We start from the raw sequence: 16,898 nt of genomic DNA, 5'->3' as shown, positions 1-16,898 counted from the left end.
GATTTCACTACCGCCAGCCGTGCCGCCCCGCTAGACTCGCCCACCGAAAAAGGACAGCCCCGCGCAAGGAACCGCCGATGCCCCACCCCATCCCCGCGCCGGTTCGCCGGCCATGAAGAAATCCAACGTCGTCGCCACCCTGCTCACCGGCGGCGTGGTGGTGGCCATGCTCCACCACAACCCGGTCTACCGCGACCGCTACGCCTCCCGCGAAGATTGCCTGAAGGACTGGGGCGCCACGCCCAACGCCTGCGAGCCCGAGTCTTCCAGCGGCGGCGGCGGCGGCTATGGCGGGCGCGGCTACTACGGCCCCAGTTACGAGGAAGGCTCGCGCCCACGCACCGCGCAAAGCTTCCAGGTACAGTCGCGGCAACTGATCGGCCGCGGCGGCTTCGGCTCGTCCGGGGCGCGCTTCTCCGGGGGCGGCTGATGCGGCGCCTGGCCATGCAACCGCGGCCGGACTGGCGCGAGCGCTGCGAGGCGGTCGGCTTCACCTTCCACAGCATCGACGGGCGCTACTGGGACGAATCGGTCGCCTACGAATTCACCCTGGCGCAGGTCGAGACGCTGGAAGCCGCGAGCGAAGACCTGCACCAGCGTTACCTGGAGGCGCTGGACTGGGTGATCGCCCACGAACACTTCGCGCCCTTCGCCCTGCCCGAGGCCGCCATCGAGGAAGCCGTGCGCTCCTGGCGCCGCCAGGACCCGAGCCTGTACGGGCGCTTCGACTTCTCCTGGGACGGCAGCGGCCAGCCCAAGCTGCTGGAGTACAACGCCGACACGCCCACCGGCCTGCTGGAAGCCAGCGTGGTGCAATGGCACTGGCTGAACGACCTGAACCCGGCCGCCGACCAGTTCAACTCGCTGCACGAGAAGCTGATCGCACGCTGGCGCGCCATCGCCCCGGACGGCCCGGTGCACTTCTGCGCCATCGACGGCCACGAGGAAGACACCGGCAACGCCCTCTACCTGCAGGACACCGCGCGCCAGGCAGGCCTGCAGACGCACTACCTGCCCATCGAGTTCATCGGCCACCACGCCGGGCGCGGCACCTTCGTCGATCAGTACGAACAGGACATCCGCCACTGCTTCAAGCTCTACCCCTGGGAATGGCTGATGCAGGACGACTTCGGCCGGCACGTCGAGCGCAGCGGCATCCGCTTCGTCGAGCCGGCCTGGAAGCTGTTGCTGTCGAGCAAGGCCATGCTGCCGATCCTCTGGCAACTCAACCCCGGCCACCCGAACCTGCTGCCGGCCAGCTTCCGCGACGACCTGCCCGGCGCCTACGTGCGCAAGCCGTTGTATGCCCGCGAGGGCCAGAACATCCGCATCGTCGCCGCCGACCTGCGCCTGGAAAGCGACGGCCCCCACGCCGATGCCCCCTGCATCTACCAGGCCTACGCGCCGCTGGCCGAATACGCCGGCAGCCACGCCGTGCTCGGCTGCTGGATGGTCGGCGAACAGGCCGCGGGCCTGGGCATCCGCGAGGACGCCAGCCCCATCACCCGCGACAGCAGCCGCTTCGTGCCGCACTACTTCATCGACTGAACCAACGGCGGCGCCCGCAGCGCGCCGCGAGGAACCCCCATGGATCTGTTGCCCAACTTCGTCGTCTACCTGGCCGCCGCCCTGGCGCTGTTCGGCCTGTTCGCCAGCCTCTACATCCGCCTGACGCCCTACGCGGAAATCCGCCTGATCCGCCAGGGCAACCTGAGCGCCGCCACCGCCCTGGTCGGGGCCCTGCTCGGCTTCGCGCTGCCGCTGGCCAGCGCCATCGCCAACAGCGTCGGCCTGCGCGACATGCTGCTCTGGGGCCTGGTGGCCATGCTGGTACAGGCCCTGGTCTACCTGGGCATCTCGCGCCTGGTGCCGGAGCTCAAGGCCGGCATTGCAGGCGACACCCTGGCCCACGGCGTGTTCCTCGGCGGCTGCTCGCTGAGCGTGGGCCTGCTCAACGCCGCCTGCATGGTCTACTGACGCCCCGGCGATTGCTCCCGAGACGCCATGCGCATAATCTATGCGCATTCGTCTCGGAGGTTCCCATGCACACGACCTACGATCCCCAAGCCCCGAAGAAAGCCACCAACCTCAGCCTGAACAGCGACCTGCTCAAGCAGGCCCGCGAGCTGGACGTGAACCTCTCGGCGGTGCTCGAGGAAGCGCTGGCCGACGTGGTGCGCGAACGCCTGGAGCAACGCTGGCTGGAACAGAACCGCCAGGCCATCGACGCCTACAATCAGCATGTGGAGCAGTCCGGAGCCTTCAGCGACGATCTGCGGAGCTTCTGATGCGGCAGTTCGACCTCTATCGCAACCCCAGCCCGCGCAGCCGCGAGGACATCCCGCTGCTGCTGGACGTGCAGAGCGACCTGCTCGCTGCACTGAACACCCGCATGGTGATCCCGCTCAGCCGCGGCAAGGGCCTGGCCGGCATCAGCCGGTTGATGCCGGAAATCACGGTGGAAGGCGAACAGCTGTTGCTGCTGACCCCGCAGATGGCCGGCATCTCCCGCCGCGACCTGGGCGAGCCGGTCGGCAACCTGGAACACCTGCGGCCCGACATCATCGCCGCCATCGACCTGCTGATCACGGGAATCTGAGCATGCCCGAGCCCATCCAAGGCGCCCTGCCATGAGCGAACTCGCCCTGATCCTGGTCAGCGCCATCCTGGTCAACAACTTCGTGCTGGTGCAGTTCCTCGGCCTGTGCCCGTTCATGGGCGTGTCGCGCAAGATCGAGACGGCCATCGGCCTGGCCCTGGCCACCACCTTCGTGCTGACCCTGGCCTCGATCTGCAGCTACATCCTGCAGCGCTACGTGCTGCGCCCGCTGGACCTGGAGTACCTGCGCACCATCGGCTTCATCCTGGTGATCGCCGTGGTGGTGCAGTTCACCGAGCTGCTGGTGAAGAAGAGCAGCCCGCTGCTGTACCGCGTGCTGGGTATCTTCCTGCCGCTGATCACCACCAACTGCATCGTCCTCGGCGTGGCCCTGCTCAACGCCAACAAGCCCGAGTACGGCTTCATCCAGTCCACCGCGCAAGGCTTCGGCGCCGGCCTGGGCTTCTCCCTGGTGCTGGTGCTGTTCGCCGCGCTGCGCGAGCGCATCGCCATCGCCGACGTGCCCAAGCCGTTCCAGGGCGCGGCCATCGGCATGATCACCGCCGGCCTGATGTCGCTGGCGTTCATGGGCTTCACCGGGCTGATCAAGCTATGAGCGCCGTATTCCTCGCGGTCGGCGTGCTGCTGGCGCTGTGCCTGGCCAGCGGCGCTCTGCTCGGCTATGCGGCGGTGCGCTACCGGGTCGAGGGCGACCCGCTGGCCGAGCAGGTCAACGCCCTGCTGCCGCAGACCCAGTGCGGCCAGTGCGGCTACGCCGGCTGCAAGCCCTACGCCGAGGCCATCGTCCAGGGCGACGCGATCAACAAGTGCCCGCCCGGCGGCAGCGCCACCATCGCCGCCCTCGCCGACCTGTTCGAAATCGACGCGCCGCCCCTCGACGCCCCGGCGGAGACCCCGCCGCGCGTGGCCTTCATCCGCGAAGCCGAATGCATCGGCTGCACCAAGTGCATCCAGGCCTGCCCGGTGGACGCCATCGTCGGCGCCGCGCGGCAGATGCACACGGTGATCGTCGCCGAATGCACCGGCTGCGACCTGTGCATGGAGCCCTGCCCGGTGGACTGCATCGACATGCTCGACGTGGAAGTCGGCGTGCGCGACTGGAAATGGCCGCTGCCACCGACGCGGCTGATCGCCAGCGATCGGGAGCGCGCCGCATGAACGCCAAGGTCTGGGACTTCCCCGGCGGCCTGCACCTGCCGCCGCGCAAGGAAAGCGCCACCGCCGGCCCGATCGTCCGCGCGCCGCTGCCGGCGCGCCTGATCCTGCCCTTGCAGCAGCACACCGGCGCGCCCGCCCTGCCCTGCGTGGACATCGGCGAACGGGTGCTCAAGGGCCAGATGATCGCCAGCCCCGGCAGCGCCATCAGCGCCGCCGTGCACGCGCCGACCTCCGGCACCGTGGTCGCCATCGGCGAGCAGGCTTATCCACACCCCTCCGGCCTGCTGGCCGAGGCCATCGTCATCGACGCCGACGGCCAGGATGAGTGGGCGCCGCTGCAACCCTGCGCGGACTACCGCCAGGAAAGCCCCGCAGCGCTGCTGCAACGCATCCGCGACGCCGGCATCGCCGGGCTCGGCGGTGCCGGCTTCCCCACCGCCGCCAAGCTGGCCGCCCGCGCGGCGGAAGACCTGCACACCCTGGTGATCAACGGCGCCGAGTGCGAGCCCTACATCAGCGCCGACGACATGCTGATGCGCGAGCGCGCCGCCGAGTTGGTGGAAGGCATCGAGATTCTCAGCCACCTGCTGCAACCACAGCAGGTGCTGCTCGGCATCGAGGACGACAAGCCCCAGGCCATCGAGGCACTGCGCCTGGCCATCGGCGAGCGACCCATCGAGCTGCGCGTGGTGCCGACCAAGTACCCGTCCGGCGGCGAGCGCCAGCTGATCCAGCTGCTCAGCGGCCGCGAAGTCCCCAGCGGCGGGCTGCCGGCGGACATCGGCATGGTCTGCGTCAACGTCGGCAGCGCCGTGGCCCTGCGCGACGCGGTGCTGCTCGGCCGGCCGCTGATCTCACGCATCACCACCCTGACCGGCGAAGCCCTGGCGCGGCCGATGAACGTCGAGGCGCTGCTGGGCACGCCGATCGGCGAGCTGCTGGCCTTCGCCGGGCTCGACCCGACCCGGCTCGGCCGCCTGATCATGGGCGGCCCGCTGATGGGCGTGAGCCTGGGCGACACCGGCGCGCCGCTGATCAAGACCGCCAACTGCCTGCTGGCCGCGAGCGCCAGCGAACTGCCGACGCCGCCGCCGGCGCTGCCGTGCATCCGCTGCGGCGACTGCGCCCAGGCCTGCCCGGCCAGCCTGTTGCCGCAGCAGCTGCACTTCTTCGCCCTGGGCGGCGACCATGAGCAGTTGCAGGCCCACGACCTGTTCGACTGCATCGAGTGCGGCGCCTGTGCCTACGTCTGCCCCTCCAGCATTCCCCTGGTGCAGTACTACCGCGCGGCCAAGGCCGACATCCGCGAGCAGCAACTCAAGCAGCAGAAGGCCGAGCACTCGCGCCTGCGCTTCGAACAGCGCCAGGAGCGCCTGCGCCGCGAGGAGGCGCGCAAAGCCGAGGAACGCCAGGCCCGCCATCAGCGCGCCGCCCGCGCCCGCGAGGCCCAGGCCACCGCGCCGGTGGCGGAAGCGCCGCAAGCGATCATCGAACGGGTGAAGGCGGAGAAGGCCGTGGGCAACGCCGGCACCGACCTCAAGCGGCTGAAGATCGACGCCAGCATGGCCCGCGTGGCCCTGCAAAAGGCCGAAAAGCAGCTGGCCAGCCACGACACCGAACAACTGCGCGCCCAGGTCGAGACCCTGCGCGAGGCCGCCGAACAGGCACGCCTGGCCCTCGCCGCCGCCGAGGCCGAGCCCGCGCCCGCCGCCGAGGCCGAGCCCGCGCCCGCCGCTCCGCCCGCCACCGACGGCATGGCGCAACTGAAGAAGGCCAAGATCGCCCTGGCCACCCGCCGCGCCGAACTGAAGAGGGCCGAGCAGAACGCTGCCGCCGAGGCGGAGCTGGCGCCGCTGCGCCAGGCCCTGGCCGACGCCGAACAGGCCCTGCACGCCGCCGAGGACGCCAGCGGCAAGCCGGCGCCGGACCTGCAACGCATCGACAAGCGCCCGGTGGACACCGCCACCCGCGCCCTCAAGACCGAACTGGCCTACGCCCGCGCCGACCTCAAGAAGCTCGAACGCGAAGGTGCCGACCAAGCCCGCCTGGACGCCGCGCGCGAGCGCCTGGCGACGGCGGAAAGCGCGCTGGCCGCGCGCGATACGGAGTGACCCATGGCCCTGCCGCGCTTTTCCTCGCCCCACGCCACCGGCGCCAACCGTACGCAGAAGGTCATGCTGCAGGTGCTCGCCGCCCTGGTGCCGGGCGCCCTCGCGCTGATCGCCCTGTACGGCGTCGGCCCGCTGTTCAACCTGCTCTGGTGCTCGGCCGTGGCCCTGGGCACCGAGGCGCTGATGCTGCGTCTGCGCAAGCGCCCGCTGGAGGTGTTCCTCACGGACGGCAGCGCGCTGGTCACCGCCGTGCTCCTGGCCCTGGCCCTGCCGCCTTACGCGCCCTGGTGGCTGAGCCTGGTGGCCAGCGCCTTCGCCCTGGTGTTCGGCAAGCACCTGTATGGCGGCCTCGGGCAGAACCCGTTCAACCCGGCGATGCTCGGCTATGTCGTGGTACTGGTGTCCTTCCCGCTGGAAATGACCCGTTGGCCCAGCCCCGATGCCGGCCTCGGGCTGCTCGACGGCCTGTCGCGCATCCTCGGCCTGGGCGCGCCGCCACCGGACGCCTGGGCCGGCGCCACCGCCCTCGACGTGCTGAAGAACAACCACAGCCTGACCATCGACGAGCTGGTAACCCAAAGCGCGGCCTTCGGCCATGTCGGCGGGCGCGGCGTCGAGCTGGTCAACCTGGCCTTCCTCGCCGGCGGCCTGTACCTGCTCTGGCGCAAGCTGTTCACCTGGCACGCGCCGCTGGGCATGCTCGGCGGCCTGTTCGTCATGAGCCTGCTGTTCTGGAACGGCTCCGGCTCCGATTCCCACGGCTCGCCGCTGTTCCACCTGTTCAGCGGCGCGGCCATGCTCGGCGCCTTCTTCATCGTTACCGACCCGGTCTCCGGCGCCACCAGCACCCGTGGGCGCCTGGTGTTCGGCCTTGGCGTCGGCGTCATCACCTACGTGATCCGCGCCTGGGGCGGCTACCCCGACGGCGTGGCCTTCGCCGTGCTGCTGATGAACCTGGCGGCGCCGACCATCGACTACTACACCCGCCCGCGCACCTACGGGCACAAGAAGCCCAAGCGCGGCTTCAAGCTGGGGGAATGAGATGGCCGACAGCCGCCGCGCCATGTTGAAGAACGCCCTGCTGCTGGGAGCCTTCGCGGTGCTCTGCGTAGGCCTGGTGGCGGTCGTCCACCAGTTCACCCAGGCGCGTATCGAACAGGCCCAGCGCGAAGCACGCGGGCGCCTGCTGCTGGAACTGCTGCCCCATGGCAGCTACGACAATCATCCGCTGGACGCGCCGGTCGAGGTCTTCGACCCCAAGCTGCTGGGCAAGGCGCAACCGGCCTCGGCCTTCGTCGCCCGCCTGCAAGGCCGCGCCACCGGGGTGATTCTCCCGGCCACCGCGCCGGACGGCTACAGTGGCGCCATCGAGCTGCTGGTCGGGGTCAGCGCCGAAGGCCGCCTGCTCGGCGTGCGCGTGGTGGCGCACAAGGAAACCCCGGGCCTGGGCGACAAGATCGAGCCGGGCAAGAGCGACTGGCTGCACGAGTTCGACGGCCGCTCGCTGGCCTCGCCCGACGAGGCCGGCTGGAAGGTGAAGAAGGACGGTGGCCAGTTCGACCAGTTCGCCGGCGCCACCGTCACCCCGCGCGCGGTGGTCAAGGCCACGCACAAGGCGCTGCAATACTTCGACGCGCACCGGGCCGAGCTGCTGGCGCCGGCGTCGGGAGGCACGAGCCATGAATAGCTACCGCGAGATCGCCGTGCAGGGCCTGTGGAAGAACAACCCGGGCCTGGTCCAGCTGCTGGGCCTGTGCCCGCTGCTGGGCACCAGCAACTCCATGGTCAACGCCCTCGGCCTGGGCCTGGCGACCCTCTTCGTGCTGGCCTGCTCCAACGCCGCCATCTCCGCCTCGCGGCGCTGGGTCGGCGAGGCGGTGCGCCTACCGGTGTTCGTGCTGATCATCGCCGCGCTGACCACCTGCATCGAGCTGCTGATGCAGGCCTGGACCTACGAGCTGTACCAGGTGCTGGGTATCTTCATCCCGCTGATCACCACCAACTGCGTGATCCTCGGCCGCGCCGAGGCCTTCGCCGCGCGCAACGGCGTCGCCCGCGCGGCCTTCGACGGGCTGCTGACCGGCACCGGCTTCGCCCTGGTGCTGCTGGCCGTGGGCACCTTGCGCGAACTGATCGGCCACGGCACCCTGCTGGCCGGCATGGACCTGCTGTTCGGCCCGGCCGCCGCCGGCTGGAAGCTGCAGATCCCCGACTACCAGGGTTTCCTGCTGGCCGTGCTGCCGCCCGGCGCGTTCCTGGTGCTGGGCCTGCTGATCGCCTTGAAGAACCGTATCGATGAAAGCCTGGCGGAACGCGCCAAGGCGCAGGCGGGCGACGTACCCGCCAATGAGCGCCAGCGCGTCCGCGTGACCGGAGTGATCGAATGAATGCCGCCAAGCGCGCGGAGATTTTCCGCCGTCTGCAAGAAGACAACCCCGCCCCCGAGACCGAACTGGCCTACAGCAGCCCCTTCGAGCTGCTGATCGCGGTGATCCTCTCCGCCCAGGCCACCGACGTCGGGGTGAACAAGGCCACGGCGAAGCTCTACCCGGTGGCCAACACCCCGGAGGCCATCCACGCCCTGGGTGTCGAGGGGCTGTCGGAGTACATCAAGACCATCGGCCTCTACAACAGCAAGGCGAAGAACGTCATCGAGACCTGCCGCATCCTGGTCGAGAAGCACGACGGCAAGGTGCCGGAGAACCGCGAGGACCTGGAAGCGCTGCCCGGCGTCGGCCGCAAGACCGCCAACGTGGTGCTCAACACCGCCTTCCGCCAAGTGGCCATGGCCGTGGACACGCATATTTTCCGCGTCGCCAACCGCACCAATATCGCGCCGGGGAAGAACGTGCTGGAGGTGGAGCGGAAACTCCTGAAATTCGTGCCCCGCGAATACCTGATGGACGCCCACCACTGGCTGATCCTGCACGGACGCTACGTCTGCAAGGCGCGCAAGCCGCAGTGCGGCAGTTGCCGCATCGAGGACCTGTGCGAGTTCAAGCACAAGACTTCCGACGATTGAGTGCTATCGTCAAAAGCATCAGCGCTCATTGAAAAAATCTTTTTTACCGCCCCGAGCTTTGTCGCTATAAGGGGCGCCAAGCACACCCCGCATGCTGGAGTGATCGTTATGGCAGATAAAGAAGACCTCGAGCTCGAAGACGAAGTGAGCAGCGACGACGCCGACGACAGCGTCGAGGCCGGCCCCGAAGTCGCCAAGACCAACCTGACCAAGCGCCGCATCATCGACAACTACCTCGAGGAGCGCCGCCTGCAGCGCCAGCTGTCGGACTACGATTTCGATCTCTAAGCTCCCCGCATAAGCTCCGCCCGTACATGAAAAAGCCCCGCACTCTGGCGGGGCTTCGTCTTTCCGGCGGCCGTCCGGCCCGCTGCGCGCGGGGCCGGCGACGCGCCTTCAGTCCTTGCGCTGCGGCGACAGCAGCTCGATCTTGTAGCCGTCCGGGTCTTCGACGAAGGCCAGGATGCTGGTGCCGTGCTTCATCGGGCCCGGCTCGCGGGTGATCTTGCCGCCGCGCGAACGGATGTCCTCGCAGGCCTTGTAGACGTCGTTCACTTCCAGGGCGATGTGGCCGTAGGCGGTGCCCAGCTCGTACGTGTCCACGCCCCAGTTGTGGGTCAGCTCGATGACGCTGTTCTCGTCCTCGGCGCCGTAGCCGACGAAGGCCAGGGTGAACTGCCCGTCCGGGTAGTCCTTGCGACGCAGCAGGGTCATGCCCAGGACTTCGGTGTAGAAGGCGATGGACTTGTCCAGGTCGCCGACGCGCAGCATGGTATGCAGCAGTCTCATGGGTGTCGTTCTCCTCATCCGGCCCGTTTCGGGCGCATAAAAAGCAAACCCCGGCTCGTGGCCGGGGCTTGTCTGGCTCAGGCGTGCAAGCTTATCAGAACAGCTTGCGGCCCTTGTTCGCGGCGATGCGCATGCGCAGCGCGTTGAGCTTGATGAAGCCAGCCGCGTCGGCCTGGTTGTAGGCGCCGCCGTCTTCCTCGAAGGTCGCGATGTTGGCGTCGAACAGCGAGTCGTCGGACTTGCGGCCGACCACGATGACGTTGCCCTTGTACAGCTTCAGGCGCACCACACCGTTCACGTTGGCCTGGGAGGCGTCGATCATCTGCTGCAGCATCTGACGCTCCGGGCTCCACCAGTAGCCGGTGTAGATCAGCTTGGCGTACTTGGGCATCAGCTCGTCTTTCAGGTGAGCGACTTCGCGGTCCAGGGTGATCGATTCGATCGCGCGGTGGGCCTTGAGCATGATGGTGCCGCCGGGGGTCTCGTAGCAGCCGCGGGACTTCATGCCGACATAGCGGTTCTCGACGATGTCGAGACGGCCGATGCCGTTGATGCCGCCGACGCGGTTCAGCTCGGTGAGCACCTGCGCCGGGGTCATGTCCTTGCCGTCGATGGCGACGATGTCGCCGTTGCGGTAGGTCAGCTCGATGTAGGTCGCGGTGTCGGGGGCCTTCTCCGGGGAGACGGTCCACTTCCACATGTCCTCTTCGTGCTCGGTCCAGGTGTCCTCCAGCACGCCGCCTTCATAGGAGATGTGCAGCAGGTTGGCGTCCATGGAGTACGGGGACTTCTTCTTGCCGTGGCGCTCGATCGGGATCTGGTGCTTCTCGGCGTAGTCCATCAGCTTCTCGCGGGACAGCAGGTCCCACTCGCGCCAGGGCGCGATGACCTTGACGCCCGGCTTCAGCGCGTAGGCGCCCAGCTCGAAACGCACCTGGTCGTTGCCCTTGCCGGTGGCGCCATGGGAGATGGCGTCGGCGCCGGTCTCGTTGGCGATCTCGATCAGGCGCTTGGCGATCAGCGGGCGGGCGATGGAGGTACCCAGCAGGTACTCGCCTTCGTAGACGGTGTTGGCGCGGAACATCGGGAACACGAAATCACGGACGAACTCTTCGCGCAGGTCGTCGATGTAGATTTCCTTCACGCCCATGGCCTGTGCCTTGGCGCGGGCCGGCTCGACCTCCTCGCCCTGGCCGAGGTCGGCGGTAAAGGTCACTACTTCGCAGTTATAAGTGTCCTGCAGCCACTTCAGAATCACCGAGGTATCCAGGCCACCGGAATACGCCAGGACTACCTTCTTCACGTCCGCCATGCCATCACTCCACGGGGGGTTGTCACGAAAACCCCCGATTCTACTGCCGCGCTTCGGTAAATTACAGAGGGGCGACAGCTTTTGACGACAAAGCGACAGATTCTATCGAGGGTGCGACTAGGCGCCGCGGGCGCTCGACTGCCCCAGCGGTGCCGAAGCCGGCAGGTTTCCCGCCGGCGCCTTGGCCTGTGGCGCGGCCTGCGCGGGAGCCGGCGTGGCGGGGGGCGTGGCGTTCGGCGCGACGCTGGGCGGCGGCGCCTCCTGCAGCGCCTCGCGCGACAGGTGCACGGTGACCCGGCGGTTGCGCGCGCGGTTGGCCTCGGTGTTGTTCTTCGCCAGGGGGTAGCGCTCGCCGTAGAAGCGCACGGTGATCTGGTTCTCCGGCACGCCGTTGGCCTTCAGGTACTCCATCACCGCCACCGCGCGGCGGCGCGAGATGTCGCGGTTGCTCAGGCGATTGCCGGCGTTGTCGGAATGACCGTCCAGCTCGATGCGGTTCACCGTCGGGTCGGCCTTGAGGTACTGCAGGATGATGTCCAGCTTGGCCTTGGCCACATCGTCGAGGGCATCACCACCGCCGGGGAAACCGACCTGCGCCTGGCGGATCTGCTCGAAGTTCACCGCGAGCATTTTCGCCGAACAGTCCTGCAGCTGCGCGTAGCCGTCGGCGAAGCGCGTCGGCAGCAGACGCACACGCAGGTCCTGGCCGGACGTGGAACGCAGGCGCACCTCGGGGCTGCGCCCTTCCAGCACGCCATCGAGCAGACGCCCGGCCTGCTGCTGGCTGCTGGTGAAGGGCACCTCGCCGGCCACCAGGCTCACCGAACCCAGGTTGATGTCACCCTGCGCCGGGCGCCAGGGCGCGGCGGCGGCCAGGAGGGTCGCCGAGCCGCCGCCGAGCCAGTTGCGCTGCGGCTTGAGGCGGAAGGTCGGCTGCTCGCCGGCGCGCCAGACGAACTCGCCGACGCCGAAGCCGGCCACCTGCTGCGACAGGCGGCACTCGAACTGGTCGCCGGCCGCCGTCCACTGGGCGTTCTCCAGGCGCGTCTGGAAGGTCAGCCCCCAGGTCGGCAGGCTGGCGCAAAGGCCGAGCAGGAGAAGGTAGGAATGGCGCACGGACGGCTCCGGGTCATGCTGGGAAGTACCCAGGAGATATCGGAAGGGCTCGGCAAAACTTGATAGCGAGTGCCGGCGACGGGCTTTTCCGGTAGCATTTCCCCACTTCTTATTCCCGCTGCAAGACGCTTCTGGTATCCCCATGTCCGACCGCCTGACCCTGCTGCGCCCCGACGACTGGCACATCCACCTGCGCGACGGCGCCGCCCTCGCCCAGACCGTCGGCGATGCCGCCCGCACCTTCGGCCGCGCCATCATCATGCCCAACCTGGTACCGCCGGTGCGCAACGCCGACGAGGCCGACGCCTACCGCCAGCGCATCCTCGCCGCGCGCCCGGCCGGCAGCCGCTTCGAGCCGCTGATGGTGCTCTACCTCACCGACCGCACCAGCGCCGAAGACGTGCGCGCCGCCAAGGCCAGCGGTTTCGTCCACGCGGCCAAGCTGTACCCGGCCGGGGCCACCACCAACTCCGACTCCGGCGTGACCAGCATCGACAACATCTTCCACGTGCTCGAAGCCATGGCCGAAGTCGGCCTGCCGCTGCTGGTGCATGGCGAGGTGACCCGCGCCGAGGTCGACGTGTTCGACCGCGAGAAGCGCTTCATCGACGAACACCTGGCCCGCGTGGTCGAGCGTTTCCCGACCCTCAAGGTGGTCTTCGAGCACATCACCACCGGCGACGCCGCGCAGTTCGTCAAGGCCGCCCCGGCCAACGTCGGCGCCACCATCACCGCCCACCACCTGCTGTATAACCGCAACCACATGCTGGTCGGCGGTATTCGCCCGCACTTCTATTGCCTGCCGATCCTCAAGCGCAACACCCACCAGGAAGCCCTGCTGGATGCGGCCGTAAGCGGCAGCCCGAAATTCTTCCTCGGCACCGACTCGGCGCCCCACGCGCGCCACGCCAAGGAAGCCGCCTGCGGCTGCGCCGGCTGCTACACCGCCTACGCCGCCATCGAGCTGTACGCCGAGGCCTTCGAACAGCGCAATGCGCTGGACAAGCTGGAAGCCTTCGCCAGCTTCCACGGCCCGGACTTCTACGGCCTGCCGCGCAACGCCGACAGCATCACCCTGGTTCGCGACGAATGGACGGCGCCCGCCAGCCTGCCCTTCGGCGACCTCGAAGTCGTGCCCCTGCGTGCCGGCGAGAAGCTGCGCTGGCGCTTGCTGGAGGCCGGCGCATGAGCGAAGAGCAGTACGAAGAAGAGTTCGACGGCAACTTCCCCAGCGGCCCGCGCCAACCGATGGCGCGCCGCTTCCGTGGCTACCTGCCGGTGGTGGTGGACGTCGAGACCGGCGGCTTCAACTCCGCCACCGACGCCCTGCTGGAAATCGCCGCGGTGACCATCGGCATGGACGAAAGTGGCTTCCTGTTCCCGGAACACACCCACTTCTTCCGCGTCGAGCCCTTCGAGGGCGCCAACATCGAGGCGGCGGCCCTGGAGTTCACCGGCATCAAGCTCGACCACCCGCTGCGCATGGCGGTGTCCGAGGAGCAGGCGCTCACCGAGATCTTCCGTGGCGTACGCAAGTCGCTGAAGGCCAACGGCTGCAAGCGCGCGATCCTGGTCGGGCACAACAGCAGCTTCGACCTGGGCTTCCTCAACGCCGCGGTGAACCGCACCGGCCTGAAACGCAACCCGTTCCACCCGTTCTCCAGCTTCGACACCGCCACCCTGGCCGGCCTCGCCTATGGCCAGACGGTGCTGGCCAAGGCCTGCCAGGCCGCCGGCATGGAGTTCGACAACCGCGAGGCGCACTCGGCACGCTACGACACCGAGAAGACCGCCGAGCTGTTCTGCGGCATCGTCAACCGCTGGAAGGAATGCGGCGGCTGGATGGAAGACGACGACTGATCGTCGCCTTGCATCGCATCCCTGAACAAGCCCCGCCGACGCGGGGCTTTTTCATGCCCGCCACCCCGTAGGAGCGCCGGCGCCTGTGTCGAAGCACGGCCCACGCCGCTCTCAGCAATCCGTCGGCAAGCCGTCAGCGGCTATTGCCGGGCCCGCCAGGCGCCCTTAGAGTGAGCCGGAATCCCCGTGCCGGGGAATGCCGCACCACCCCGTTTCAGCCCCTCCTGCGCGCCAAGTCCTTGTTCGAAAAGACCGTTTGTCAGCCCCTCGAAAACCCGCCCAGGAAACTTTGACAATCATTCTCATTAACATTAGTATCGCCACCAACGCCCCCAGATCAGTAGTGCCCTCCATGTACGTATGCCTCTGCCAAGGTGTCACCGATACCCAGATCCGCGATGCGATCTACGAAGGTTGCTGCAGCTACCGCGAAGTACGCGAAAGCACCGGTGTCGGCACCCAGTGCGGGAAATGCGCCTGCCTCGCCAAGCAGGTGGTTCGCGACACCCTTGGTGACCTGCAGGGTGCGCAATCGATGAATTATTCGCTGGCCTACGCCGCCAGCTGATCGATGCCGATTCGGCATACGACCAAGGAACCGGGCCCTGGCCCGGTTTTTTTATGCCCGAAATTCAAGAAGTTAGCGTCTAACTGCAAGATGAAAACATTCGTATTCATATTCCTTTTTATAACGAAATCAATAGCTTACGTTTGACATAAGGTTATAAGGAGCCCACACTTCCAGTCCTACCCCTCTCCACACGGCAGGACTCGGCATGAAAGGCGACAAGAAAGTCATCCAGCATCTGAACAAGGTCCTCGGTAACGAGCTGATCGCCATCAACCAGTACTTCCTGCACTCGCGCATGTGGAACGACTGGGGCCTCAAGCGCCTCGGCGAGCACGAGTACCACGAGTCGATCGATGAGATGAAGCACGCCGACAAGCTCATCGAACGCATCCTCTTTCTCGAAGGCCTGCCCAACCTGCAGGACCTGGGCAAGCTGCTGGTCGGCGAGAACACCCAGGAAATGCTGCAGTGCGACCTGAACCTGGAGATGAAGGCCGCCAAGGACCTGCGCGACGCCATCGTGCATTGCGAGAGCGTGCATGACTACGTCAGCCGCGACCTGCTCAAGGACATCCTCGCGTCCGAGGAAGAGCACATCGACTACCTGGAGACCCAACTGGGCCTGATCCAGAAGGTCGGCCTGGAGAACTACCTGCAGTCGCACATGCACGAAGACGACTGATGGCTGCGGGCGCCGCCGCGCGCGGCGCCCCAGCCCTTCCCTACTCCGCCTGCGGCGGGCGGCGCACCAGGTGCGCCTGCAACAGCAGCCCAGCGCACAGCGCCACCACTACCAGCAATGCCATGCGCAGGCCGATATGCTCGGCCAGGATGCCGATCAGCGGCGGCCCCAGCAGCAGCCCGCCATAGCCGAACGATGCCACCGCCGCGACACCCCGCGAAGGCTCCACGCCCGGCCGGTTGCCGGCGGCGCCGATAAGGATCGGCACCACCACCGACAGCCCCAGGCCGACCAGCGCGAAACCCGCCACCGACAAGCCAACGCGTCCGCCGAACAGCGCCAGCAGCATGCCGGCGATCGCCAGCAGGCTGAGCCCGCGCACCAGGGCGACGTCACTGCAGCGCAGGCGCAAGCGATCGCCGAACAGCCGGCCGATCACCATGGTCGCCGAGAACGCCGCGAAGCCCAGTGCCGCCACCCGCTCGGAAGCGCCGAGCACACTGTGCAGCAGCAGCGCGCTCCAGTCCGCCACAGCCCCCTCGGAGACGAAGGCGAACAAGGTCAACAGCCCCAGGCCGATCAGCGCGGTCGGCGGCAGGCGCAGGCCACGTCGGCGCGGCTGGGTTTCGGCCTGCGGCTCGGGACGCCCGTCCAGCAGACGCCGGCCGAACAGCGGCAGGGCCAGCAGCGCCAGCGCAGCGAGCAGGCTGAAATGCCAGAACGGCGTGAGCCCCGCCAACAGCGCGGCGCCCAGTGCGCCGAGCAACCCGCCGAGGCTGTACATGCCATGCAGGCTGGACAGGCAGGGACGGCCGAGCAGGCGCTCGACCTCCACCGCCTGGGTGTTCATCGCCACATCCAGGGTGGCGAAGGTCAGGCCGACCAGCAGCAGCGCCAGGGCCAGTTCCCACCAGCCCTGGCACAGGCCGAGCAGCGGAAACACCAGCAACAGCGCCGCAGCGCTGCACAGGGTGACCCGTCGGCTGCCCAGGCGGCGCACCAGCGCACCGGCGAAGGTGAACGCCAGCAGCGCGCCGAGGCCGGCGCCGAGCAGCGCCTGGCCCAGGGCCTGTTCGTCGACCCCGGTGAGGCTCTTCAGCGCCGGAATCCGGCCCATCACGCTGCCCTGCACCAGCCCGCCCGCGCCGAAACAGAAGGCGCAGGCCCAGCGCGCCGCGCGGGCTTTCTTGCGATCGTCCATCGAGGTGAATCCTTGTCCTGCGCAAATGAAAAACCCCGCGCGGGCGCGGGGTTTTCCGGAAGGCTGGAAGCGCTGGCGATCAGGCTTCGGCGTTGCCCACGGCCTGCTTGATCAGCGGCTGCAGTTCACCCTTCTCGAACATCTCGGCGAGGATGTCGCTACCCCCGACCAGTTCGCCACCGACCCACAGCTGCGGGAAAGTCGGCCAGTTGGCGTACTTCGGCAGGTTCGCGCGGATTTCCGGGTTCTGCAGGATGTCCACGTAGGCGAACTTCTCGCCGCAGGCCATCAGCACCTGGGCGGCGCGGGCGGAGAAGCCGCACTGCGGAGCGTTCGGCGAACCTTTCATGTACAGCAGGATGGGGTTGTTGGCGATCTGCTCTTTGATGGTGTCGATGATGTCCATTGGCTAACCTCGGCTGAACTTCGCTACTGCCCGGCACGCCGGCCGGTTTC

At 68.0% G+C, this 16,898-nt stretch carries 22 protein-coding genes; 17 read left to right on the top strand and 5 right to left on the bottom strand.

Translation table 11 applies throughout. The annotated features are described in order from the left end of the window. Window positions 1-112: 112 nt before the first annotated feature. The 13 genes from P3W75_RS16980 (at window position 113) to P3W75_RS16920 (ending at window position 9,199) form a co-directional block, all read left to right on the top strand. The gene (locus tag P3W75_RS16980; protein WP_276228479.1) at window positions 113-430 is read left to right on the top strand and encodes a hypothetical protein; all 318 of its coding nucleotides are present in this window, start codon (window positions 113-115) and stop codon (window positions 428-430) included. A 14-nt stretch (window positions 431-444) separates the two neighbouring features. After that, entirely contained in the window at window positions 445-1,548 is a 1,104-nt protein-coding gene (locus P3W75_RS16975) for a glutathionylspermidine synthase family protein (RefSeq protein ID WP_276228478.1), read from the top strand. 39 nt (window positions 1,549-1,587) lie between these two features. Further along, complete coding sequence (locus P3W75_RS16970) at window positions 1,588-1,977, top strand: DUF350 domain-containing protein (protein WP_276228477.1); 390 nt, start codon at window positions 1,588-1,590, stop codon at window positions 1,975-1,977. 65 nt (window positions 1,978-2,042) lie between these two features. Beyond that, complete coding sequence (locus P3W75_RS16965) at window positions 2,043-2,288, top strand: type II toxin-antitoxin system CcdA family antitoxin (protein WP_276228476.1); 246 nt, start codon at window positions 2,043-2,045, stop codon at window positions 2,286-2,288. Beyond that, a complete protein-coding gene (locus tag P3W75_RS16960; protein ID WP_276228475.1) occupies window positions 2,288-2,599 on the top strand; it encodes a CcdB family protein in 312 nt (103 codons plus the stop codon). Before P3W75_RS16965 ends, P3W75_RS16960 begins: the two co-directional genes overlap by 1 nt. A gap of 31 nt (window positions 2,600-2,630) precedes the next feature. Then, window positions 2,631-3,215: an electron transport complex subunit RsxA gene (rsxA, locus tag P3W75_RS16955; protein ID WP_276228474.1), complete on the top strand. Its 585-nt coding sequence runs from the start codon at window positions 2,631-2,633 to the stop codon at window positions 3,213-3,215. After that, complete coding sequence (rsxB, locus tag P3W75_RS16950) at window positions 3,212-3,778, top strand: electron transport complex subunit RsxB (protein WP_276228473.1); 567 nt, start codon at window positions 3,212-3,214, stop codon at window positions 3,776-3,778. Before rsxA ends, rsxB begins: the two co-directional genes overlap by 4 nt. Continuing rightward, window positions 3,775-5,889: an electron transport complex subunit RsxC gene (gene rsxC / locus P3W75_RS16945; RefSeq protein ID WP_276228472.1), complete on the top strand. Its 2,115-nt coding sequence runs from the start codon at window positions 3,775-3,777 to the stop codon at window positions 5,887-5,889. Before rsxB ends, rsxC begins: the two co-directional genes overlap by 4 nt. Window positions 5,890-5,892: 3 nt before the next feature. Continuing rightward, window positions 5,893-6,930, top strand: a complete 1,038-nt coding sequence (locus P3W75_RS16940) for an RnfABCDGE type electron transport complex subunit D (RefSeq protein ID WP_276228471.1) — start codon at window positions 5,893-5,895, stop codon at window positions 6,928-6,930. Between the two features lies 1 nt (window position 6,931). Then, window positions 6,932-7,576 carry an electron transport complex subunit RsxG gene (gene rsxG / locus P3W75_RS16935; protein WP_276228470.1) on the top strand — a complete coding sequence of 215 codons (645 nt, stop codon included), beginning with the start codon at window positions 6,932-6,934 and terminating at the stop codon, window positions 7,574-7,576. Beyond that, complete coding sequence (locus P3W75_RS16930; RefSeq protein ID WP_276228469.1) at window positions 7,569-8,276, top strand: electron transport complex subunit E; 708 nt, start codon at window positions 7,569-7,571, stop codon at window positions 8,274-8,276. Before rsxG ends, P3W75_RS16930 begins: the two co-directional genes overlap by 8 nt. Further along, window positions 8,273-8,911 (top strand): endonuclease III, encoded by a 639-nt coding sequence (gene nth / locus P3W75_RS16925; RefSeq protein WP_276228468.1) that lies wholly within the window; start codon window positions 8,273-8,275, stop codon window positions 8,909-8,911. The genes P3W75_RS16930 and nth overlap by 4 nt, the downstream gene beginning before the upstream one ends. A gap of 108 nt (window positions 8,912-9,019) precedes the next feature. Further along, window positions 9,020-9,199 carry a PA3496 family putative envelope integrity protein gene (locus tag P3W75_RS16920; RefSeq protein ID WP_276228467.1) on the top strand — a complete coding sequence of 60 codons (180 nt, stop codon included), beginning with the start codon at window positions 9,020-9,022 and terminating at the stop codon, window positions 9,197-9,199. Between the two features lie 108 nt (window positions 9,200-9,307). On the opposite strand, the gene gloA is transcribed toward P3W75_RS16920, so the two are convergent. From gloA to P3W75_RS16905, 3 genes are all read right to left on the bottom strand, one after another. Beyond that, window positions 9,308-9,700 carry a lactoylglutathione lyase gene (gene gloA, locus P3W75_RS16915; protein ID WP_276228466.1) on the bottom strand — a complete coding sequence of 131 codons (393 nt, stop codon included), beginning with the start codon at window positions 9,698-9,700 and terminating at the stop codon, window positions 9,308-9,310. A gap of 94 nt (window positions 9,701-9,794) precedes the next feature. Next, a complete protein-coding gene (locus P3W75_RS16910) occupies window positions 9,795-11,012 on the bottom strand; it encodes an argininosuccinate synthase (protein ID WP_276228465.1) in 1,218 nt (405 codons plus the stop codon). A gap of 117 nt (window positions 11,013-11,129) precedes the next feature. Further along, the gene (locus P3W75_RS16905) at window positions 11,130-12,128 is read right to left on the bottom strand and encodes a flagellar protein MotY (RefSeq protein WP_276228464.1); all 999 of its coding nucleotides are present in this window, start codon (window positions 12,126-12,128) and stop codon (window positions 11,130-11,132) included. 142 nt (window positions 12,129-12,270) lie between these two features. Between P3W75_RS16905 and pyrC the strand changes: the two genes are divergently transcribed. From pyrC to bfrB, 4 genes are all read left to right on the top strand, one after another. Continuing rightward, window positions 12,271-13,317, top strand: a complete 1,047-nt coding sequence (gene pyrC / locus P3W75_RS16900) for a dihydroorotase (protein WP_276228463.1) — start codon at window positions 12,271-12,273, stop codon at window positions 13,315-13,317. Next, on the top strand, window positions 13,314-13,988 hold the full coding sequence (rnt, locus tag P3W75_RS16895) for a ribonuclease T (protein ID WP_276228462.1): 675 nt from the start codon (window positions 13,314-13,316) through the stop codon (window positions 13,986-13,988). Before pyrC ends, rnt begins: the two co-directional genes overlap by 4 nt. Before the next feature lie 352 nt (window positions 13,989-14,340). Beyond that, window positions 14,341-14,556 (top strand): bacterioferritin-associated ferredoxin, encoded by a 216-nt coding sequence (locus tag P3W75_RS16890; protein WP_276228461.1) that lies wholly within the window; start codon window positions 14,341-14,343, stop codon window positions 14,554-14,556. Window positions 14,557-14,764: 208 nt separating this feature from the next. Next, window positions 14,765-15,241: a bacterioferritin BfrB gene (gene bfrB / locus P3W75_RS16885; RefSeq protein WP_276228460.1), complete on the top strand. Its 477-nt coding sequence runs from the start codon at window positions 14,765-14,767 to the stop codon at window positions 15,239-15,241. A 40-nt stretch (window positions 15,242-15,281) separates the two neighbouring features. Here bfrB and P3W75_RS16880 read toward each other — a convergent pair whose 3' ends face one another. Then, a complete protein-coding gene (locus P3W75_RS16880) occupies window positions 15,282-16,442 on the bottom strand; it encodes an MFS transporter (RefSeq protein ID WP_276228459.1) in 1,161 nt (386 codons plus the stop codon). Window positions 16,443-16,521: 79 nt separating this feature from the next. Further along, the gene (grxD, locus tag P3W75_RS16875; RefSeq protein WP_276228458.1) at window positions 16,522-16,848 is read right to left on the bottom strand and encodes a Grx4 family monothiol glutaredoxin; all 327 of its coding nucleotides are present in this window, start codon (window positions 16,846-16,848) and stop codon (window positions 16,522-16,524) included. Between the last annotated feature and the right edge of the window lie 50 nt (window positions 16,849-16,898).

This window comes from Pseudomonas citronellolis, from assembly GCF_029335315.1.
Classification (GTDB): Bacteria; Pseudomonadota; Gammaproteobacteria; order Pseudomonadales; family Pseudomonadaceae; genus Pseudomonas; species Pseudomonas citronellolis_A.
Note: the sequence above shows the minus strand (reverse complement) of the source record. Positions and strands in the feature narration are given on the sequence as shown.